We start from the raw sequence: 21,854 nt of genomic DNA on the forward strand, positions 1-21,854 counted from the left end.
TCATGATTGACAAGAGATAGTTAGAAGTTAGAAGTTAGAAGTTAGGAGTTAGGAGTTAGAAATTATGAAAATTTTGATTATGATGATTTTATAAGTCATTATTTAGCTGATTATCTAACGGGTTTGTTCTTTGAATTTGCTTTTGATTTCTCACTCAACGAAAAAATTAAGTGATGAAAGCATCTGCTAAAATATTCTAAATTATTAACTTTTAATTCCTAACTTATAACTCATAACTCATCACTTCTAACTGGAGCAACGCGACTAATGAGTCGTCCAATTGAAATTAAGAAACATCCTTTTCCGTCTCTGCTTTATCTGGAGTGGACATTACTGGCAATCACTGCATTGACAGCTGTTATACCACCTCCGTTACGGCGATTTCGTCCTAAGCCTCCAGAGCTATCAATTTGTAGTGCATTTCCAGACTTGTCAGTTTGTAGCATATTGCCAGAACTATCAATTTATAGTCTGATTATTTTTGCGGCAATGGGCTTAACATTACCTAGAAAGAATCAGACAACTAAGGTAATATATACAGTCATTGAAATTTTATTAATTTTAATAATTGGACTTTTTGGGGAAAGATTTGCTCGGCTTTTTCCTTTTCTCTATATAATTTTAGTGACTCGCAGTTGTCTGATTTTTCAATTAAATGGGCGCTTATTCGTTACAGCTTTGTCATTTGCTTTATTTTTAGTTACTACACAACTAAAATATCAGTTATTCAATTTTCAAGCATCGCCGCAGGCACAAGAGCGATATCGATTTTTGATTTTGAATTCGTCGCTAGTATTTGGCTTAAGTTTGGTTTTTGTATTATTGATGATGAATGCAGTTTTGTCTGAACGGCAAAGTCGAGAAAAGCTAGCTCTTGCTAACGACAAACTCCGTCAATATGCTATGCAAATTGAAAATCAAGCTACCCTAGAAGAACGTAACCGTATTGCTCGTGAAATTCATGATTCATTAGGACACTCTCTGACTGCTTTAAATCTGCAATTAGAAACTGCTTTAAAACTATGGCAATCTAATCCAGGTAAGGCTGAAACATTTCTTGCAACTGCAAAGGAATTAGGTTCAAAAGCGCTAAAAGATGTTCGTCAATCTGTTTCTACTATGCGTTCTAATCCATTACAAGAACAATCTTTAGAAGATGCGATCGCTAGTCTTTCAGAAAATTTTCATCGCTTTAATGGAATATTACCCATTTATCAAATCAACCTGGAATATTCTCTACCACCTGAAATAAATACTGCTATTTATCGAATTACTCAAGAATCTTTAACTAATATATCTAAATATGCAGATGCCACAGAGGTAAAATTGGAACTCACTACGACTAAAAGCAATTTGCGATTGATAATTCAGGATAATGGTAAAGGTTTTGATGTTGGGCAAAATACTACTGGTTTTGGACTTCATAGTATGCGCGATCGCACTTTAGCACTTGGGGGTCAGTTTAATATTAATAGCGCTCTTGGCTCTGGTTGCAAAATTACAGTTAATATTCCATTAACATGGTTAACATAATGATTAAAGTATTGCTGGTAGACGATCAAAGTTTAATTCGCCAAGGATTAAGAGCGTTATTGGAACTAGAGCCAGATTTAGAAATAGTTGGAGAAGCAGAAAACGGCGAACAAGCGATTAATTTGGTTGCAGAATTTCAGCCAGATGTAATCTTGCTAGATATCAGAATGCCGATTATGGATGGAGTTGCAGCCACAAAGGAGATTCAAAAACGTTTTGCCAAAACTAAGATTTTAGTATTAACGACTTTTGATGATGATGAATATGTGTCAGCAGCTTTAAAGAATGGGGCTATGGGTTATTTATTGAAAGATACACCATCAGAGGAATTAGCTGTTGCTATTCGTGCCGTTCATAAAGGATATACTCACTTGGGCCCAGGTATAGTTAAAAAGCTGTTAACTCAATTTTCTCCTGTTGCACCAACTCATTCACCGCCTTTACCATCTAGTTTAGCTGAACTGACTCCTAGAGAAAAAGAGGTTTTGCGATTAATTGCTACAGGTGCTAGTAACCGAGAAATTGCTCAGAAACTCTACATTTCTGAGGGAACAGTAAAAAATCATGTTACGAATATTTTAAACAGATTAAATTTGCGCGATCGCACTCAAGCGGCGATTTGGGCAAATACATATTTATCGTATTTGAATGAATCAAGTTAAATAATTCGTAATTCGTAATTCGTAATTCGTAATTTTAAGCTTTATAGCAATTTTACTTTATTGTTGAGAATTGCAACCCGGAGATTACTGACTTATTTTTAAGTCAGCGATCTCACTTCACTTTATTTAAATAATTCCAAACATTCATTTTTTAAAATGTCTTTTGTGACTTTTATTTTCTGGGATGACTTATCGATTACCTCTTCGCAAGATATATTAATTTGTGATTGATTTACATTAATTAAATCTTGAATGGAAGCACCATATACAATCTCTGATAAACCACTCCAAACACAAGCAGTTGCACACATCGGACAAGGTTCGCCAGTTGTATATATGCTATAACCTTCTAAAGAGGGGTTTTTCAATTTAGCTGTTAAACTACGAATAGCATTGATTTCTGCATGGGCTGATGGATCGTTGTCTCTCTTTACAGTATTATGAGCTACGGCAACGACTTCGTTATCTTTAACAATCACTGCACCGTAGGGTGCATCGCCTTTTTTTGCTTCTGCCAATGCTAAACGCATAAAAGATTCTGGATTCATATAAGCTGAGGTTAACATCAGGATAATGGTTAATCATATCGTATTTCTAATGTTATAACTGGGAATTAAGATGTTTTAATAGTCGAATATGTTACTGAGCAGACAAGAAACAGAGTTTTACTTAGAAGACCTAGAAACACCAATAGGTAAAGCGATTAATTTAACCCTTGCCTCTTTGGTGCTAATATCATCAGGAATTTTTGTGGCAGAAACATATAATATTCCTGATGATATGCGGTTTCAATTAAATGTAGCTGATACTGCGATCGTCATCATCTTCGCTGTGGAATATTTGCTTCGCCTGTGGAGTGCGGAAAACAAAATTAAGTATATTTTTAGCTTTTATTCGATTATTGACTTAATGGCGATTCTGCCATTTTTTCTCGGTATGGTAGATATTAGCTTTATCCGACTATTACGATGGTTTCGGATTTTACGATTAATTAGATTTATAGATAGAAAGTTTTTATTCGTTAGTATCAGCAGTGAAGATGGGATGATTTTTGCGCGAATATTATTTACGTTATTTACAATTGTTTTTATTTATTCTGGCTTAATTTATCAAGTGGAGCATCCGGTTAATCCTGAAAATTACGGTACATTTTTGGATGCATTTTACTTTTCTGTTGTCACAATGACAACTGTAGGATTTGGTGATGTTATTCCAATTTCGGAATCAGGACGCTTGCTAACAGTATTGATGATTTTTACTGGAATTGCATTGATTCCTTGGCAAGTGGGAGATTTAATTAAACAAGTAGTGAAAACTGCTAATCAGGTAGAAATAGTTTGTTCAAGTTGTGGTTTAGCTTTCCATGATGTAAATGCTGGGTTTTGTCAGAGGTGCGGGACTAAGTTACCTAGCCGCAGGATTGATTAAACATCTTGGCATTTGTGCTTTTTGCACTCTTGGGAAAAAGGGTAAAGGTTAAAGGGGAAAGGGAAGAAGGAAAGAGGGGAAAAGGTTAAAGGTTAAAGGTAAAGGAAAAATTCCATTTCTTTCCCCTTTACCTCCTTCCCCCGCTTGCGTCACGAAAGCGAACTATTAGTCGCAGGATTGATTAGACATCTGATGAAATTAAATATGCATTATCTATAATCCTTGGAGAAATGTAGCACTGCTACGTCTCTCCATTCTTTTTAACTGCTATAGGAATCCGGTTTGATTTCTGAAAAAAATCCGTACACTTATAATCCTCTTCTTCACTATTGCCTATTGCCTATTGCCTGTTCCCTGCCTCTACGAGTAATTTCAAAAATCAAATACTAGTCCTATATAGGATATCTCCCTTGATGAAAACCCAGGTTCAGTTTAAGGTGTCGTCTGCGGTGGATTGGTGGAATTAGGAAATGGAAGAGTTGGTACAATTACAGGTACAGGCTTTGCTTTTTCGCCTTGCAGTTGAATTTGAGCTTGATTGCGGCCCTCTATTGCTTGTTGGTAGTTAGGCTTGTATTTTATTGCTCGATTGTAAGAAGCGATCGCATCTTGAAACCGTTTCAAATTTAATAGAGCATTGCCTCTACTATACCAGCTTTCGGAGTGGTCTGGTTTATAACGAACTGCCTTATTATAAGACGCGATCGCATCTTCGTATTTCTGCAATATGTATTGCGAATTTCCCAAATTATACCAGAGTTGATAGTCATTTTGCTTAATTGTCGCCGCTTTATTATAAGCTTTTATTGCTTCTTCATAGCGTTGATTTTGATGCAGCGACCATCCCAAATTATACCAGGCTTGATAGTTTTTGGGACTGTATTTAATTACTTGATTAAAAGATTCAATCGCTTCGGGATAACGTCGTAGATTCAGCAGTATATTACCTCTAGATAACCAAGCTTGGTAATAATCTGGCTGATATTGCACCGATTTATCATAAGCTGTAAATGCATCTTGATAGCGGTTTAAATTGACTAGTGCATTCCCCAAATTATACCAGGCTTGCTCATAATCTGGTTTTAAATCTACGACTTTTTGATAGGCGGCGATCGCTTCTTCATATTGCCTAGAATTCTGCAAAGCTAATCCTTTTTTATACCAAGCTTCGTAATTATCTGGTTTGAGTTCAATTGCCTTTTCATAAGACTTAATTGCCTGGTCATATTGGTTTAAATTACTGAAAGCTTCACCCCTAGCATTCCAGACTTCTGAGTTGTCATTCTTTAATTCTAAGGCTTTATCAAAAGAGGCGATCGCTTCTTGATATCGCTGTAAATTTCCCAATACAGTACCACGTCCAATCCAAGCATCTAAATAATCTGGCTGAATTTGAATTGCTTTATCATAGGCCACTAATGCGTCTTTGTATTTTCTTAATTTATTTAGTGTTTTGCCTTGACCATTCCAAGCTTGAGCATAATCTGGTCTAAGATTAACGGCTTTTTCATATACTTCTAGCGCGTCTTGATAGCGTTGTAAATCAAAAAACGTATTTCCTTGTTTAGATAATTCTATAGCATTATTTGAATTAATGTAATGCCAAATAAATATTGATGCTACTACACCAACAGCAAAGAAAAATATTGTTAGTAAAATTTTACCTAAAAGACCTTTTTTTGGTTCAGGTTTGTTGATATTTTTTGGTGGAGGAGGAGTTAACGCTATTGTCTGAACAGGTGGTCGTGTTACCTCTTTCAGCGCTTGTAATGCCACCGTTGCCGAAGCATAGCGTTGCCGAAAGTCGTAGCACACCATTTTATCTAAGAATTGAGCAAATTCTGGTGTTACCGTGGCTTTATCATGCCAGATAATTTCATTAGTATCAGCATCTTTGACTATTTCTTCAGCTGATAATCCAGTGAGAGCTTGAATAGCAATTATTCCCACAGCATAGATATCACTACTTAATTTTGGCGTACCATGAGCTTGTTCGCCAGGGATATATCCAGGCGTACCGATAGCTACTGTTGCTAAAGTTTGACTTTGGGGAGTAATAACTTGAGTTGCAATTTGTTTTACAGCACCAAAATCAATTAAAATTAGTTTGCCATCTGGTTGGCGTCTAAGAATATTGTGAGGATTGACATCACGATGAATTACATTTTGTTGATGGACAAATTCTAAGATTGTCAAAAGTTCTTGTAAAAGTGAAATGACTTCTTCTTGACTGAGGATTTTACCTGATGTTAATTCTTGACTCAGATCGTGACCTTCGATTAATTCCTGTACAAGATAGAATTCGGCATTTTCCTCAAAGTAAGCTAAAAGTTGGGGAATGCGATCGTGAGTTCCTAATTTATACAGAACTTGTGCTTCCGTATCAAATAAACGTCTAGCTGTTTCCAAAGTTACCGGATCGCTTGCCTGGGGTTTGAGTTTCTTAACAACACATAGAGGTGAACCAGGTAATTGGGTATCACAAGCCACAAAAGTTTCACCAAAACCCCCACCTCCCAAGTTACTAATAATTTGGTATCTTCCTACAAGTGTGTTTCCTAGCATCTTGTTTGCCTAGTTAAGTGCGATGCGATCTGATTTCAATCTTGCCACAGGTTAAGGAGGAGTGAGGGAGTGAGGGAGTTAGGGGACAAGGGGACAAGGGAGACAAGGGGACAAGGGGACAAGGGGGACAAGGGGGACAAGGGGGACAAGGGGACAAGGGAGACAAGGGGGACAAGGGGGAATTATTGACAAATCTCTCCCAAGTCTCCCCCCTCTTCCTTGTCTACCTTGTCTCTTCTCAATACCCAATGACAAATGACAAATGACAAATGACAAATATATATGATTCCTATTAGTGATAATATTCGTTGTCGAAATAAACCAATTATTAATTACTGGTTGATTGCCATTAACCTGGCTGTATTTTTATGGGAACTTCAACTAGAGTTTAGCGGTCAATTAGGCTATTTTGTCAATACTTGGGGTATGATTCCAGCGCAGATTAGTGGAGCAGTTACCAATGCTCTCTTTTTCAACTCTGCTGCTTGGATAGTTGTGATTTGGCGGGTATTTACTCTATTTTTTGGGATATTTCTGCACGGCAGTTTTAGTCAAATATTAGGAAATTTACTATTTTTGTGGGTTTTTGGGAAAACTGTAGAAAATCTTCTCGGACACAGACGCTATCTAGGATTTTATCTGGCTGCTGGAGTAGTGACAGGTGTAATACAAATTCTGCTTGAACCGAGTTTGACAGTTCCATTGATTGGGGCAAATGGTGCGATCGCAGCTATTTTAGGAGTATACGTTATGAAGTTTCCTAAAGCTACAATTGACACTGTTTTGCCGCTAATAATCTTGTATATCCCGATCCAACTACCAGCCCTTTTCTATATATTTTGGTGGTTTGTACAACAATTATTTTATGGTATCGGCAGTTTAAATATTCCTCCTGTTGGCGTAAATCAATCGGGTGTTGTCGTCTTAGGGCAGGTTGTGGCATTATTAATTGGTGTAGCTTTCATCCGATTAAAGAAATAAATTTTAATTTAGCTATCTAGCTATTATTTCTACGGTGGGCACTATTAACTGACTGAGATCGCAAAGCTCAATTATGATATTTTGGCAGTGCTTACCCTACAGTTCTTGAAACTCATATATACCTTTCGACTGAAATATATAAATTGTTTTTGCTTAATCAAGCATAATTAATCAAAAGCTTACGCTGTATTAAATTTTAATTTTTAATTTGTAATTCCGCCTTGCCGTACTAGGGAATACCTACTCTTCAAGTCGATATTGTTAAACATTAGCGGTGTACAATATGCAAAATGTTGATAAATTTAACTTTCAACTTACTGAGGAATTAGCAGTGTTGCGGCAGCGGGTAGCTGATTTAGAGCAATCAGAGAGATTTTATCAACAAAGGCAAGCAGCACTAGAAGAACAACTAACAGAACTAAAAAGAAAGCTGGCAGTAGAAGTAGAAAAGCCTGATATTAAAGTTCAAGAAACATCTGTGGATCTCATGCCAACAGAGGTAGCAGTAATTTTAGAGCAACTCCAACAAGAAATTGCGACGCGACAGCAGCTAGAAGTATTTCTTAGAGAGAGTGAAGAACGGCTGAAGCTGACTCTAGAGGTATCGCAGATGGGCTTGTGGGATTGGAATATTGTTACCAATCAAGTCATTTGGTCGGAAAATTATGAACTGCTTTTTGGTTTAGTTCCAAGTAGTTTTGACAGCCCTTATGAGACGTTTCAAAAGTGCGTTCATCCTGAAGATAGCCAATCTGTAATGCAAGCGATCGCCCACGCTTTCACACAAAAGACTGACTATAATGATGAATTTCGTATAGTTCGCTCAGACCAAAGTACGCATTGGATTTCTGCCAAGGGAAAATTTATCTATAACGCTCAAGGGCAAGCGGTGCGAATGATCGGCGTTTGTATGGAAACGACTGTGTGTAAGCAGGCAAAAGAAAGTACTCGCGAACTCACAACACAAGTCCAAGAACAGGCAAATATTTTAAATGCCATCCTCACCGCCTCAGTCGATCATATTTATATCTTTAATCGTCAAGGTTGTTATCAGTATGTTAGTCATGATGCAGCGATTGTACTAGGTTTAAATCCCCAAGATATGATCGGCAAAACTTTGCCAGAAATGGATTTTCCCACCGACTTAATAACCCAGGTAGAGAATCAACGACTTGCTGTGATGAAAACTGGGCAACCGATTAAAGATGAGTGTAAATATGTTACTCGTGATGGCGTACATTATTATGAATATATTCTCACACCATTACGGAATGTTGACCAAACTATTGAAGGTGTAATTACTGTTTCTCGCGATATTACCGAACACAAACGGGCAGAAAAAATTTTACGTGAAAGTGAAGCGCGATTTCGACGTTTGTATGAATCTAACCTGATTGGGGTCGCTTTTTGGAATGTGCATGGCTTTGTGATTGATGCCAATGATGCCTTTCTGCAACTAGCTGGTTACACTCGCGATGAATTTGCTACTTTAGGCAGAATTAATTGGAGAGAACTTACTCCTGTTGAGTATCAGGATGCAGACGATCGCGCCCTTTTGGAGGTGCAAACCACCGGAGTTTCCAAAATTTATGAGAAAGAATATATCCACCGCAACGGTAAGCGAGTACCGATTGTTTTAGGGATAGCTTTACTGAATGATTCCCAAGAACATGGTGTTGCTTTTGTACTGGACATCACCGAGCGCAAATTGGCTGAACAAGAATGCGATCGCCTACTCGAGCGCGAAAAGACAGCACGACAACAAGCAGAAATCGCCAACAAAATTAAAGATGAATTTCTGGCGGTTCTCTCTCACGAACTGCGAACCCCACTCAACTCCATTCTGGGATGGTCGAAAATGCTGCGGACTCGCAAGTTTGATGAAAAAACTACTCACCATGCCTTAGAAACCGTTGAACGCAACGCGAAATTACAAACCCAGCTAATTGAAGATTTGTTGGATGTGTCGCGCATTCTCCAAGGAAAATTAAACTTGAATATCTGTCCTGTCAGCTTGGTAATGGTAGTTGAAGCAGCACTAGAAACGGTAAAACTAGCAGCACAAGCCAAGTCAATTCAAATTCACACCTTATTTGATACCAATTTGGGACAAGTGATGGGCGACCCCAATCGGCTGCAACAAGTTGTGTGGAACTTACTTTCTAATGCGGTAAAATTTACACCAACAGGAGGACGGGTAGAAGTTCAACTCATGGAAGTTGGTAATCAGGCTCAAATTCAGGTCAGTGATACAGGTAAGGGAATTAGCCTAGACTTTTTGCCTTATGTATTCGATTACTTTCGTCAAGCTGATGGCACAACTACTCGGACATTTGGTGGACTAGGTTTAGGACTAGCGATCGTGCGTAAGGTTGTAGAAATGCATGGGGGAAATGTTCAAGCCGAAAGTCTTGGAGAAGGATTGGGTGCAACCTTCACTGTCGAGTTACCGCTTTTGGTTAGAAGCGAACAATTTCGGGGTGAAGAGAATCAGTCTTCATATTCAGAGCCGGAATCCTCGCTGCTTGCGGACACTCAAGTTTTGGTAGTAGACGATGAACCAGATATCCGCGATTTAGTTACCTTTATTTTGCAAGACTACGGCGTGCAAGTAACCGCCGTATCATCAGCACAGGAGGCATTACAAGCACTATCTGAGTCGATACCAGATGTTTTAATTAGCGATATTGGAATGCCAAAAACAGACGGTTATATGCTAATGCGTGAAGTGCGATCGCGATCCCCCCAACAAGGAGGAAACGTCCCAGCGATCGCTCTGACAGCCTATGCAGGGGAAATGAATCAGCAACAAGCATTAGCCGCAGGTTTTCAAATGCATATCTCCAAACCAGTAGATCCAGATGTATTGATAAAAGCGATCGCTGATTTGATTGAACCAAGTTAATACTAGATTGGCGTCCGTCGGCTGTCTATCACTTTAGTGTTGTACGATGTCTACTGCTTTCCTGCTAGACTCTGAATAGACCTTATGCTTTTAGAAATTATGGCATCTGTTGAGCAGATTATGAAAGAAGCCTTAACTTTGCCCAGTGCAGCGAGAGCATTGTTGGCAGAAAAGCTGGTTTAAAGTCTTGAATTTGATGTAGACGAAACACTTTAAACACTGTGGACAGACGAAGCCAAAAAGCGTAGAGATGAAGTTCGTAGCGGTGCAATTTCACCCATTCCTGGAGAGGAAGCGTTAGCTAGAGTAAGACAAAACCCAGATTGTAGAGACGCGATTTATCGCGTCTTGAAAGATTAATCGCATTGTTAGTCGATGCAATCGCATTGTTAGTCGATGCAATCGCATTGTTAGTCGATGCAATCGCATTGTTCGTCGATGCAATCGCATTGTTCGTCGATGCAATCGCATTGTTCGTCGATGCAATCGCATTGTTAGTCGATGCAATCGCATTGTTAGTCGATGCAATCGCATTGTTAGCCGATGCAATCGCATTGTTAGCCGATGCAATCGCATTGTTAGCCGATGCAATCGCATTGTCAATCGAAACGCGATCGCCTAAGAACACTACTAAAGATACTAGTTATCCCTTTGAGAATCGCTATAAGATGACAAAAAGGGTCTTCTAGATTTGGATGAAAATGACTGAGCAACGTGATGCTGATTTACCATCAACTGATTCTCAGCAATTGAGCGAACCGACCGATGAAGCGACTACCAAATCGGTTGATAATTCCTGGAAAAATCGGATTGCTGGTGTCTGGAACAAAGCAACAACACGTCTAACGCAACTTTTGCCCGGAGAACAAGTGGCACAGACAGTTGTCGAATGGTTTAATGTGAGCGATACTCAGGTTGCAGAGATTTTAGAGAAAATCCGAGCCGAACTGCCAACTACAGAAGCCCTTTTAATTGGTAAACCTCAAGCCGGAAAAAGTTCTATTGTCAGAGGATTGACAGGAGTTTCTGCTGAAATTGTCGGTCAAGGATTTCGCCCACACACACAACACACCCAACGCTATGCCTATCCTTCAAATGAGGTGCCGTTACTTATTTTTACTGATACGGTGGGGCTGGGTGATGTCAAACAAGATACTCAAGCAATTATTCAAGAGTTAGTTGGCGATTTACAACAGGAAACTCGTTCCGCCAGAATCCTACTTTTGACTGTCAAAATTAATGATTTTGCAACTGATACCCTACGACAAATTGCTCAACAACTGCGCCAGAAGTATCCAGACATTCCCTGTCTGCTGGTAGTTACCTGCTTGCACGAAGTTTATCCTGGCGATACCGTCGATCATCCCACCTATCCGCCAGATTATCAGGAAGTCAACCGCGCATTTGCCGCAATGCAACAAGCCTTTGCAGGAATAAGCGTTGGCGAAGCCTCTCCGAAGGAGATTCGCTCTGTACTGATTGACTTTACCTTAGAAGAAGATGGCTACACTCAAGTATTTTATGGCTTAGAAGCACTGCGAGATTCTTTAGCAGAACTACTCCCAAAAGCAGAAGCCCAAGCGATTTATCAGCTATTAGATCGAGAAGAAGTTGGCAAGCAAATTGGCAATCTTTACCGAGATACTGCCCGCCGTTATATTTTGCCATTTGCGATCGTGTCTGCAACTCTGGCTGCCGTACCTCTACCATTTGCCACAATGCCCGTACTGACTGCCTTGCAAGTATCAATGGTGGGACTGTTGGGTAAATTATATGGGCAAACAGTTACTCCATCTCAGGCGGGAGGCGTTGTGAGTGCGATCGCAGGTGGTTTTTTAGCACAGGCAATTGCCAGAGAATTAATTAAATTTATACCAGGTTTTGGGAGTGCGATCGCCGCTTCTTGGGCAGCCGCCTATACTTGGGCACTAGGCGAAGCAGCCTGCGTTTACTTTGGCGATCTAATGGGAGGTAAGAAACCCGATCCCCAGAAAATTCAGTTAGTGATGCAAGAAGCATTTCAAGCGGCGCAAGAACGGTTTAAGGGGATTAAACGTTAAGAGTAGTTGCAATCCGGTTCGGATGATTACAACATCTGAATTGGACAATTATATAGATAGCGATATGAGTTAGATAATTGTAATATTCATTAAAATGATAAACAAAATAAATCAAGTCTTTTTCCAGAATATAAATTAACGTGAGTTCGACAGCCATGCTGGAACCGAAACGTCTACGGATGGCGGTAGCGCAAACCACACTCCGCGAAAATCCTAGCAATAGCGTTCAACTGCGCGAGAGCGGACGCGAGATACGACACCTGATGTGCAAGGCGCATGAAGCGGACGCGAGGCTCGTGCATTTCCCAGAGGGAGCCACCTGCTCTCCGCATAAGCGCATCATGTCCATCGATGGGCCCGAAAAGGTTGGGCCAGCAGACTGGGATCGGGTTCAATGGGACGTTCTCCAACAGGAGTTGAATCAGACGGCTGCTTTGGCGCAAGAGCTGCGGCTCTGGGTCATTCTCGGCTCACTGCATCGCTTGACACCACCGCACCGTCCGCATAACAGCTTGTACGTCATCTCGGATCGAGGCGAGGTAGTGACGCGATACGACGAGCGGATGCTGTCGAAAACCAAGCTGGCCTTTATGTACACACCAGGCTCGATCCCGGTCACATTCCAGATTGACGGTCTGCGGTTCGGGTGTTCGGTTGGCATGGAATGTCAGTTCGCAGAAGTATTTAGCGAGTACGAGCGGCTCAATGTCGATTGCGTTCTGTTCTCGACCGCAGGCCCGGGCACGCCGAATAACAGGGGGATGTTTGCTATCCAGGCGCAGGCACTCGCGGCGACGAACAGCTACTGGGTCAGCTATGCCGCGCCCGCGCAAAATGAAGGCGCACCGTCGGGTTTGATTTCACCTCGTGGGGAATGGCTTGGGCAATGCCTACAGCAAGGTGAACCGATGGTGGCGATCGTTGACTTGGATGAGAGCGAGCCAAACCTCGCACGACTATGGAGGCGCAAGGTTCGGACTGGGATTTACCAGCCGCACCTCGTCCGCAACGACGCTCGGAGCGACGACCGCAGAACCTTTTGAGCAGGCTACGAACAGCCGTTACCTGTAGGAGCTAGCAAACATAAATGCATTGCTCTGGCTAACAAGACAGTTTTTAGGTCAAGTTATCTGCAATTGGAACTGTAGCCTAGCTCAGATTAACTACAGATCAGATCGAGTTAACGTGAGTTCGACGTTTAGAAAAAAGCAAAAAGCTTGCTAGATATGAATTTGCATAATTGGGTAAGCCGAAGCGCTATATCATGTCCGCATAAATTAATTATGCGGATATGATATTATTTGGTCAAAAGTTCATGTTTTTGGACTATTGACCCCAGGCAACGGAAGTCTCGGCTTTACTCTGGACAACCTCTACAATTTGGCTATACCTTTCTTGAGAGTAAGTAAAGCTTTCTGAAATCCATTCTTAGACAGAACTATAAATAAGAAAGCCTAGTCAAAATACTTATTTAAAAGTATTTTTTTTATCTGACTAGAGGCTGATGAAGATAAAACATTTGATTAGTTTCCTAGATAAGAAGAGGCTACACAAATATCGGATAAAAGTTTGGCAACTGTTTGATTTTGTGTCGCATCTGCAATTAACAGAGGAATTCAAATGTTTTATCACAATAAGAAACTCCAGTATTTTAAGCCGCCCGAAAAACCAGATGCAGTCTACGCAATGAAAATTCAAGAACTCATCGGCGGCACTTTTGGCGAAATGACCGTGATGATGCAGTATTTGTTTCAGGGTTGGAACTGTCGAGGCCCTGCCAAATACCGGGATATGCTGCTAGATGTTGGGACTGAGGAAATCGGTCACATTGAGATGCTAGCAACGATGATTGCCCATCTTCTAGATAAAGCGCCGCTCAAAATGCAAGAAGAAAGTGTCAAAGATGCAGTTGTGGGTGCTGTAATGGGCGGTAGTAATCCACGGGATGTAATTATGGCGGCGGCGATGAACCCCCAACACGCCATTGTCTCTGGTTTGGGTGCAACGCCATCTGATAGCGTCGGCTATCCTTGGAACGGTCGCTTTATTGTCTCCAGTGGCAACCTGTTGGCAGATTTCCGGTCTAATCTCCACGCTGAAAGTCAGGGACGTTTGCAGGCAGTGCGACTGTATGAAATGACGGACGATCCAGGAGTGAAAGATACCTTGAGCTTTATGATCGCCCGTGATACGATGCACCAAAACTTGTGGCTAGCAACCATTGAAGATTTAGAAAGCTCTGGATTGGAAACCACTCCAGTTCCCAGTTCCTTCCCGTTAGAATTGGAGAAACGCGAGTTTGCCTATCAGTTCTGGAATCACTCAGAAGGAACCGAAAGCGCCGAAGGCCGTTGGGCAAAAGGCCCCTCAATGGATGGCAAAGGCGAATTCGAGTATGTGGAAAATCCCCAACCACTAGGCCCAGAACCGCAGCCTCCTGTGCCCGACCCACGACTGCATGGTACCTCGAAAATGCCACTGGCACAAGGCGACGTTTCAAGCGCACCCTCTTTGATTGACCGGATAACAAATATCGATGGTTAATCATATTTCCAGCACTTATACCATTCCACGAAACATCTGATACAGATACATAGCTTTGGTAGCACAGTTAGCTGTGTTACCTGCATCCCAAGGAGGGCGTTATATTGCAGTATGATTCAGTTAAGGATAATTGGTCTTTCGAGACGCGATAAATCGCGTCTCTACATCATCAGGGTTTTGGGTTTATCTGAACTGTATTGCGCTATATCGTCTCTCCTACACTTTCTCCTTGGCTGCTGGCACAATCCCAAACTTATTTAAACCTGCATCGATTTCTCTAAGTGTTTTAAAATCTTCCTCTGGTAAACGATAGCTGCTACTGCTGAACAAACCCCTACTGACAGCAGGTTGTTTTTCCAAAAAAGAGAAAGCTTGGCGAAACTGATATGGTTCGGCTTTAATCGGTGAATCAAAATGGCAAGGAATAATCCACTGGAAGTCCCAACTCGCAACTTTATCAGCCCACTCAATGGTTTCCTTCGGGGCGCGGTTGAGAATTAGCGTCTGTAAAATTGGTGCGACAAACAAACGCCCACCACCTCGCAGGGCATCAAACGATCGCTGCCAATCTGACTGCCATTTAAAGGGATACAATCCAAAATAAGCTTTCTTTGAGCGTTCTGGGGCTTTCAAGGAATCTCGTAACACCTGACTCCATTGGCGTATATCTAATGCCCTTGGTTGAAAGTACAAAGCAAATAGACAAATACGCTGCCAACCCTTACGGCGATTTACCTGACTATCCGCAACAAGATCGGAAGCACGATCCTTGGCATGAAATAATAAAGGATATGAATCTAAAAGAACGATCGCAGGTGGATCTTCTGGGATCGAAAGCACAGAATCTGTGACTAAAAGAGTATGCGATCGCTTGTGGAAAAAAGCAACTTCCGCAAACCTACCAGGCCCAAGACCAATGGGGCCCAGCATTGCATAATCAAACTCATCAGCAAAGGGGGTTTTGCTGCTATCTTCTGGAAGTACTTGAGTTCGTTTTGGAGGTAAGCCAAGCCAACTAAGGGGGAGATTTAGCGGAAAACTCCACTGATGGGGAGCGACAAACACCTGTGCAGTCGGAAAGTATCTCGCAAAGGGGCCAACGAAGACTTTGTGTTCTATACCAGAGATAGTTGGCAGAATGATGTACTTAATGTCGCCATATTTCACCACCAACTCATTCACAAGTCTGATGCACTCTGGGGTTGGTGCAACAGGCGCATAAACGAGAAGACCCCCAGTTTCCAACTTTACAACAGTCATGCGAATCGGCACAACAACGTAGAAAATACCTTGAATCTGGTCAAAATTCCAGATTGTGTCCTTAAGCACTTCTTGACGAATTGTCTGCCGCCTACCGTAGGGGTAGAGTGGCACAACAGGCCATAATCCCCAGGAAAAATCCTTTGGATAAATCTGTTGTGTATTGACTATGCGTTCATCAGCCACTCTGCAACCCCCTCCAAATTCCCAATACTCAAATTGTTTTTATTTGCTCTCCACGAAGTTGGAGTTTAGCAAATTGTTGAGATAATAATACCAATTTGTAATTGGTACTACTTTCCAAAGGCAAGAAGCAAGCTACGTAAGTAGTAATTCGTGATTAAGAGGGGTGAGATTTCATCTGGATTTTCAACTTTGCATCTGTAGGTTTTTTTTGCAAATGGTATAACCTAGCTTTTAACGAAACTAATAATAGACGTTGTAGAGGTGTACTACTAACTTCCTCAAATTTATCGCTTATGCTAGTTGACAAAATCCCTAAGAGATTGAATTAAACAGCCTTGTCCTTACCAAGGGAAGATGCCACGGCACTGGGATTCTTTTTATGCGTCTTCATAAAGAATTGGTATTAGTCCTAAAAACAATTAATTGGAGAACATCGTGAAAATAGCGATTATTGCTAAAACATTAATTACATCTATAGGTTTGTTAACTTTGTTTGCCCCAAGTCAAGCATCGGCTCAACTGATACCGCAACCTTGGGTTTCAGTCGGTGGAAAAGATGGTGACATAACTTATGCTGTTGGAGCTAGAGCTTTGAATTTCGGGGTTGAAGTGGGAACTGGCGCTGATGGTGCTACGGGAGTAGATGTTTTAAAATTTATCAATTTGCCTGTAATTTCACCTTATGTAGGAGTTGGACTTTATTCAGAGGATAAAGGTGTTGCCGTTTCAGGTGGCGTTCAGGTAGGTGCTACTAATAACGTTTTTGTTGGCGCTGGTTACAATTCTGTTCGTGGCTTTAACGGGCAACTGGGAATAAGATTTTAATTAATATTCATGTCCGCTTAATTATTTATTAAACCTGAAGAACCCCACCCCCACCAAAGCTATGCTTTGTCTCCCCTCCCGGCTCTTCGGGCTACGGTGTACACACAAGTTTCTTGACCTGCAATGGCATTGCATCGACTAACAATGGCATTGTATCGACTAACAATGGCATTGCATCGACTAACAATGGCATTGTATCGACTAACAATGGCATTGTATCGACTAACAATGCCATTGCATCGACTAACAATGCCATTGCATTGACTGATATCATGTCCGCTAGATTATTTATTAAACCTGAAGAACCCCACCCCGCCAAAGCTATGCTTTGTCTCCCCTCCCCGCAGTCCTACGGTGTACACACAAGTCAAAAAAAGTTTGATTTTCCATTCTTCTCTCGTTTATCTCGTTATCTCGTTCCCATGCTCTGCATGGGAATGCCCCTCGTTGAGGCTCTGCCTCCAATCTGGCATTGAGTCAGAGACTCAATGAATGCATTCCCAGTCTCCGACTGGGAACGAGGAAAGTCTTATCAAGCTAGGTTTTTAGGGCTTGTGTGTACACCGTAGAGCATAAAACTGATTATGCAGGTGGGGTAATTGAAGTTGAGATTAGTTCTCTAACATGCTCTGCGGAATCTTGTTGTAATGCTGATGCCACGATCGCTTCACTTTCAACTATACTTAAGCGAGCAATCGCTTGCTTAACTCCAGGTATACTTTGAGGATTGACGCTTAACTCATCCAGCCCTAGACCTAATAAAATTGGTGTTGCTAAAGTATCTGCTGCCAATTCTCCACATAATCCAACCGAAATCCCCGCCGTATGGGCAGCTTGGACAGTTTGCTGCACCATTCGTAATATTGCTGGATGTAGTGCATCAACCAAATTTACCACGCGTGGGTTAGTGCGATCGCTAGCCATGATGTACTGACTCAGATCGTTAGTGCCTATACTAAAGAAGTCTACTTCAGCAGCTAACCGATCGGCGATCGCTACTGCTGAGGGAACCTCTACCATAATTCCTACTTTCATTGCTGCATCAAATGCGATACCAGCTTGATTTAGTTCAGCCTGCACTTCGCCCAAAATTACCTTCGCTGCACGTACCTCAGTTACAGTCGCGATCATCGGCAACATGATTTTAATTTGGTGTCCGACACTAGCTCTCAAAATTGCCCGTAACTGAGTTTTGAAGAGTTCTGGACGATCTAAACAGAAACGAATTCCCCGCCAACCCAAAAAAGGGTTAGCTTCTGGCAACCCTACTTTGATATAGGGAAGCGGCTTATCACCACCGATATCTAAGGTACGAATAATTAGGGGACGATTATCTAAAACTTGAGCGATCGCCTGATACACTGCTAATTGTTCTTCTTCAGTCGGGGCGCTTGTCCTATCTAAATACAGAAACTCAGTGCGGAGTAGTCCCACACCTTCTGCACCGCTAGCCACAGCAACTTGCACATCATTTATACTACCAATATTGGCGAAGACGCTAACTTGCCGACCATCACGAGTAATCGCTGGCTGATGTGCCGTAGCTCGTGCTTCTTGTTGGGCAGTTTGCCAAGCTGATTGTTTTGCTGCCAGTAAATCCAGGATATCTGATTCTGGTTCTACCCAAGCTCTGCCACTTTCACCATCAAGTGCCATCAGTGTACCATCTGCCAAGTGCAACACCTGGGCATCCACTCCCAAAACTGCCGGAATACCCAACGTCCGGGCGATAATTGCACTGTGGGAGGTGGCACTACCTGAAGTTGTACAAATACCCAACACCTTTGTCGGATCTAGTCCCGCCGTATCCGAGGGGGTTAAATCAGTCGCCACCAAAATTGCAGGTGACTCAAGATGCAGGTTCGCAGGGGCATTCCCAGCCAGTAATCGCAGCACTCTTTGCCCAACATCTACAACATCGTCAACTCGCTCTTGCAGATAAGAATCCTCAAGTCCGCGGTAGGAAGTTGCTACTTCATCGACTACGGCTTGCCAAGCTGCTTCAGCATTGATATGGTTATCTAAAATACGCTGATGAGCCGCTTCCAACAGTACTGGATCTTCTAAAAATAGTAATTGGGCATCCAAAATGGCAGCTTCAGCGTCGCCAATTTGCAGAGATGCTTGTGAGAAAACTGCTTGAATTTCTTGTCGGGCAGTATTAATTGCTCCCTGTAATCTTTGCCACTCTGGATCGGGATCGTCTACGTGATATTCTGTGATTTTGATGTGAGTGGGTTGATAATGAACAACAGGTGCGATCGCTACTCCTGGAGAAGCTGCAATCCCCGAAAGTTCGCCGTGAGTTGCTGGAGTAGCTTCATGGTGAAATGGTAGTGGAGAACTTAAAACAACATTATCTTCACCAAAGTTATTTGCAAATAATGCCTGTAATGCTGCCAGTGCCTCATCTGCATCAGAACCGGTGGCAGTAATCAGCAGTTCGTGTCCTTGACGCACCCCTAAAGTTGTAACTTGGTTAATACTGTCACCCCTAACTAACTCAGTATTTCTGGTTAAATTCCGTACCAGAATTTGAGATTGAAACCGGGCTGCGGTGGCTACAAATTGGGCGGCGGGGCGGGCGTGTAATCCTAAGCGATTGCTGACAATCAGCCGGATTTCTCGCGTTGGGGATTCTGTATTGGTTGTTGTTGGGCTGACAACTGATAACGGACTACTTACACCCAATTGAGTTGCTTTGGCGAGGAGTGCGCCGCGTGCTTCCGCCATAACTTGATGAATATCTCTACCAGCCGCCGCCGCCACTACAGCAGCGATCGCACCTTCGACTAGAGGTGCTTCACACAAATACACTTTTTCCTGTTGTGCTTCTGGCAGAAACTCGATTGCCATTTCGGCACTCAGCAAAGCACTACCCAAATCCATTAATACCAAGACACCATCATCAGAAAAAACTGAAGCGATCGCCTCATAAACCTGAATCGGATCTGTACCCAATGGATTTTCAGGATCTTCAATACCTGCTGCAACAGCAATGGAAACTTGGCCTTGAACCATCTGCGCGGCGAGTTCCCGCACACCCAAAGCTAGTTGTTTACTGTGAGAAACGATAACAATTCCGATCAATGCCACACCGTCAACCTTGTTGAGAGGTTTGCGTTTAGCTAGTTATCCATTTCATTTTCCCATTCTGCTACAATTGCAACTGCCCGAAAATATTCCGGTCTTTCCAGCTAGAAATACGAATAAAATAGCCTTCTTTTACGGAAATACGTGGTTTCCACTCATAAACTCCATCGCTAGCAGTACGGGAAGAAATGTTTTGGATAAGTTTGTTCCCATCGTACAACTTAATCGAGACATCGCCGTCAAAATTATCCCGCCACAATATTAAAAAAGGCTGATCTTTCTTTGGAAGTACTTTACCAGCTGGTTGAGCGATCGAGATTTTTGGCGCAATCTGATTTTTGCTTTTCTTACGGAATCCTAGATAATGAGGTAAATCTCGGAAAGTAGGATTTTCTTGCAGATTAGACAGTTGGGGAACAATAATATTTCCCTTCTGGGAATTGAATAAATAAGTCGATCTGCCACCATCAACAGTAATGATATCGCTTTTGACTCCTAATTTACGTAATAAATCGGCTGCCTTATCCAGAGTTGCTTGATTCACCGTCATCATCAACAACAACTCGTCACCTTTAACACCATCTTTGTTCAGAGTACCGATGACTTGATACTTATTCGCTTGATTTTGGGCTAAGACTTTCGCCGGATGATCGCTATATCGGTAAGTGACAATCGCATTCTTCACTGCTTTTTGATTAAGAGGCGCACCGCTAGCTTGGTTGTAATCGGTAATGTATGCCTGCTTATCATCCCAGACTAAGGTTTTGAGGCGAATATTACGATAATATTTATCTTTTGGTTTTTTGATTGGCCCATAAGGGCTACTGCCGCCAGTGATGACTACACCATTAAGTTTAATCGGAAAGGATAATTGAGTACTAGATTGGTATTGTTCAAAGAAAGAACAATTAATCATCGAAAAAACGTTGTTTGTATAAAGTTTTTGATATTCGTCTGTCACTTCAGAAAACAACTTATTTTGGAAAAAAGGGCTGTAATGCCCACCTTCTCCTTGATAATACTTACCTTCATTTAGACCCATATTATCTACCTCTCCGATAATTTGGTCTATGTGCATTTTGCGAAGTTCGATAACTTGTAAATAAGCTTCGTTTCCATTGGTTAATTGTTTTTTATATAAAGCTGCCCCGTCTACAGCTTGGAGAGGCTGATAAGAAGATAGAGGGTTGAAAGTTTGGGCAATCCAAAAGCTACTCAGAATCGGCAGCAAAAAAAGCAGTAAATTGATTAGAACATTCATCGTCTTGCGATCGCAATTCCGCAAAAAAGTTGTTGTTACTACTTTAAGCCTAATGAGTTGCGATACCTGCGGTAAATGCTCGCCTACCCATGACGGTATTCACTATAGGGCGTTGCATATTTGGGGGATGATTTTACTATTTTTGTGAGGTGGGACAAAAGCCTGTCCCTTGTATTTTCGGGCGGGCAGGATGCCATTGGTGTCAACTTAAGCTAAAACTCTTTTCAAATCTCGTTTCCAGCCTCTGGCTGTAAATGCTCTTCAATTGCGGCTCTGCCTCAAGGACACGCATTCCCAGTCTCAGACTGGGAACGAGACAATATCTAAAAGCCTTTTCTAGGCTGGCTTTCACGTTAAGTTGACACCAATGGCAGGATGCCCACCCCACAAGAATCATCCCTTAATTCAGCAACGCCCACTATAGGTCAATACTGCTCGGTTAATGAATATTCGTAGGTTGGGTTGAGCCAAGCGAAACCCAACAAACCCCTCAAAATGTTGGGTTTCGTTCCTCAAACGCCACGTGCTTCAAGTCGGGGAACCGCAAGGGC

General features: G+C 41.9%; 16 protein-coding genes and 1 pseudogene. 11 read left to right on the plus strand and 6 right to left on the minus strand.

Going from position 1 to position 21,854, the window contains the following annotated elements:
* Positions 1–267 precede the first annotated feature (267 nt).
* Positions 268–1,533, plus strand: coding sequence for a sensor histidine kinase (locus NSTC731_RS29490; protein WP_445628050.1), 1,266 nt, complete (start codon positions 268–270; stop codon positions 1,531–1,533).
* A complete protein-coding gene (locus NSTC731_RS29495) occupies positions 1,533–2,195 on the plus strand; it encodes a response regulator (protein ID WP_445632203.1) in 663 nt (220 codons plus the stop codon). The genes NSTC731_RS29490 and NSTC731_RS29495 overlap by 1 nt, the downstream gene beginning before the upstream one ends.
* Before the next feature lie 122 nt (positions 2,196–2,317).
* Here the strand turns inward: NSTC731_RS29495 and NSTC731_RS29500 are convergent, their stop codons facing one another.
* A complete protein-coding gene (locus tag NSTC731_RS29500; RefSeq protein WP_445628051.1) occupies positions 2,318–2,743 on the minus strand; it encodes a nucleoside deaminase in 426 nt (141 codons plus the stop codon).
* Between the two features lie 88 nt (positions 2,744–2,831).
* Between NSTC731_RS29500 and NSTC731_RS29505 the strand changes: the two genes are divergently transcribed.
* Positions 2,832–3,623 (plus strand): ion transporter, encoded by a 792-nt coding sequence (locus NSTC731_RS29505; RefSeq protein ID WP_445628052.1) that lies wholly within the window; start codon positions 2,832–2,834, stop codon positions 3,621–3,623.
* A gap of 432 nt (positions 3,624–4,055) precedes the next feature.
* Here NSTC731_RS29505 and NSTC731_RS29510 read toward each other — a convergent pair whose 3' ends face one another.
* The gene (locus tag NSTC731_RS29510) at positions 4,056–6,188 is read right to left on the minus strand and encodes a tetratricopeptide repeat protein (RefSeq protein WP_445628053.1); all 2,133 of its coding nucleotides are present in this window, start codon (positions 6,186–6,188) and stop codon (positions 4,056–4,058) included.
* Between the two features lie 282 nt (positions 6,189–6,470).
* Here NSTC731_RS29510 and NSTC731_RS29515 point away from each other — a divergent pair, with 282 nt between their 5' ends.
* From NSTC731_RS29515 to NSTC731_RS29545, 7 genes and pseudogenes are all read left to right on the plus strand, one after another.
* The gene (locus tag NSTC731_RS29515; protein WP_445628054.1) at positions 6,471–7,169 is read left to right on the plus strand and encodes a rhomboid family intramembrane serine protease; all 699 of its coding nucleotides are present in this window, start codon (positions 6,471–6,473) and stop codon (positions 7,167–7,169) included.
* 283 nt (positions 7,170–7,452) lie between these two features.
* Positions 7,453–10,074: a PAS domain S-box protein gene (locus tag NSTC731_RS29520; RefSeq protein ID WP_445628055.1), complete on the plus strand. Its 2,622-nt coding sequence runs from the start codon at positions 7,453–7,455 to the stop codon at positions 10,072–10,074.
* Positions 10,075–10,173: 99 nt separating this feature from the next.
* A pseudogene (locus NSTC731_RS29525) lies at positions 10,174–10,434 on the plus strand (addiction module protein).
* Positions 10,435–10,502: 68 nt separating this feature from the next.
* A complete protein-coding gene (locus NSTC731_RS29530; RefSeq protein WP_445628056.1) occupies positions 10,503–10,763 on the plus strand; it encodes a hypothetical protein in 261 nt (86 codons plus the stop codon).
* Positions 10,764–10,775: 12 nt separating this feature from the next.
* Positions 10,776–12,134 carry a GTPase family protein gene (locus NSTC731_RS29535; RefSeq protein WP_445628057.1) on the plus strand — a complete coding sequence of 453 codons (1,359 nt, stop codon included), beginning with the start codon at positions 10,776–10,778 and terminating at the stop codon, positions 12,132–12,134.
* A gap of 155 nt (positions 12,135–12,289) precedes the next feature.
* Complete coding sequence (locus NSTC731_RS29540; RefSeq protein ID WP_445628058.1) at positions 12,290–13,177, plus strand: carbon-nitrogen hydrolase family protein; 888 nt, start codon at positions 12,290–12,292, stop codon at positions 13,175–13,177.
* Positions 13,178–13,754: 577 nt separating this feature from the next.
* A complete protein-coding gene (locus NSTC731_RS29545) occupies positions 13,755–14,678 on the plus strand; it encodes a manganese catalase family protein (protein WP_445628059.1) in 924 nt (307 codons plus the stop codon).
* A gap of 216 nt (positions 14,679–14,894) precedes the next feature.
* Here NSTC731_RS29545 and NSTC731_RS29550 read toward each other — a convergent pair whose 3' ends face one another.
* On the minus strand, positions 14,895–16,124 hold the full coding sequence (locus NSTC731_RS29550) for a DUF4336 domain-containing protein (protein WP_445628060.1): 1,230 nt from the start codon (positions 16,122–16,124) through the stop codon (positions 14,895–14,897).
* A gap of 435 nt (positions 16,125–16,559) precedes the next feature.
* Here NSTC731_RS29550 and NSTC731_RS29555 point away from each other — a divergent pair, with 435 nt between their 5' ends.
* Positions 16,560–16,949, plus strand: coding sequence for a hypothetical protein (locus NSTC731_RS29555; protein ID WP_445628061.1), 390 nt, complete (start codon positions 16,560–16,562; stop codon positions 16,947–16,949).
* A 91-nt stretch (positions 16,950–17,040) separates the two neighbouring features.
* Here the strand turns inward: NSTC731_RS29555 and NSTC731_RS29560 are convergent, their stop codons facing one another.
* The 3 genes from NSTC731_RS29560 to NSTC731_RS29570 all read right to left on the minus strand — a co-directional run bounded on the left by NSTC731_RS29560 (position 17,041) and on the right by NSTC731_RS29570 (position 21,303).
* Positions 17,041–17,223: a hypothetical protein gene (locus tag NSTC731_RS29560; protein WP_445628062.1), complete on the minus strand. Its 183-nt coding sequence runs from the start codon at positions 17,221–17,223 to the stop codon at positions 17,041–17,043.
* 308 nt (positions 17,224–17,531) lie between these two features.
* On the minus strand, positions 17,532–20,039 hold the full coding sequence (ptsP, locus tag NSTC731_RS29565) for a phosphoenolpyruvate--protein phosphotransferase (RefSeq protein WP_445632204.1): 2,508 nt from the start codon (positions 20,037–20,039) through the stop codon (positions 17,532–17,534).
* A 67-nt stretch (positions 20,040–20,106) separates the two neighbouring features.
* Positions 20,107–21,303, minus strand: a complete 1,197-nt coding sequence (locus tag NSTC731_RS29570) for a hypothetical protein (RefSeq protein ID WP_445628063.1) — start codon at positions 21,301–21,303, stop codon at positions 20,107–20,109.
* Positions 21,304–21,854: the final 551 nt, after the last annotated feature.

The organism is Nostoc sp. DSM 114167 (genome assembly GCF_052692655.1).

Bases quoted from the DNA above. Each gene is read 5' to 3' on its own strand.
- NSTC731_RS29490 (WP_445628050.1), top strand. From the start codon at position 268: ATGAGTCGTCCAATTGAAATTAAGAAACATCCTTTTCCGTCTCTGCTT.
- NSTC731_RS29495 (WP_445632203.1), top strand. From the start codon at position 1,533: ATGATTAAAGTATTGCTGGTAGACGATCAAAGTTTAATTCGCCAAGGA.
- NSTC731_RS29500 (WP_445628051.1), bottom strand. From the start codon at position 2,743: ATGAATCCAGAATCTTTTATGCGTTTAGCATTGGCAGAAGCAAAAAAA.
- NSTC731_RS29505 (WP_445628052.1), top strand. From the start codon at position 2,832: ATGTTACTGAGCAGACAAGAAACAGAGTTTTACTTAGAAGACCTAGAA.
- NSTC731_RS29510 (WP_445628053.1), bottom strand. From the start codon at position 6,188: ATGCTAGGAAACACACTTGTAGGAAGATACCAAATTATTAGTAACTTG.
- NSTC731_RS29515 (WP_445628054.1), top strand. From the start codon at position 6,471: ATGATTCCTATTAGTGATAATATTCGTTGTCGAAATAAACCAATTATT.
- NSTC731_RS29520 (WP_445628055.1), top strand. From the start codon at position 7,453: ATGCAAAATGTTGATAAATTTAACTTTCAACTTACTGAGGAATTAGCA.
- NSTC731_RS29535 (WP_445628057.1), top strand. From the start codon at position 10,776: ATGACTGAGCAACGTGATGCTGATTTACCATCAACTGATTCTCAGCAA.
- NSTC731_RS29540 (WP_445628058.1), top strand. From the start codon at position 12,290: ATGCTGGAACCGAAACGTCTACGGATGGCGGTAGCGCAAACCACACTC.
- NSTC731_RS29545 (WP_445628059.1), top strand. From the start codon at position 13,755: ATGTTTTATCACAATAAGAAACTCCAGTATTTTAAGCCGCCCGAAAAA.
- NSTC731_RS29560 (WP_445628062.1), bottom strand. From the start codon at position 17,223: ATGATATCAGTCAATGCAATGGCATTGTTAGTCGATGCAATGGCATTG.
- NSTC731_RS29570 (WP_445628063.1), bottom strand. From the start codon at position 21,303: ATGAATGTTCTAATCAATTTACTGCTTTTTTTGCTGCCGATTCTGAGT.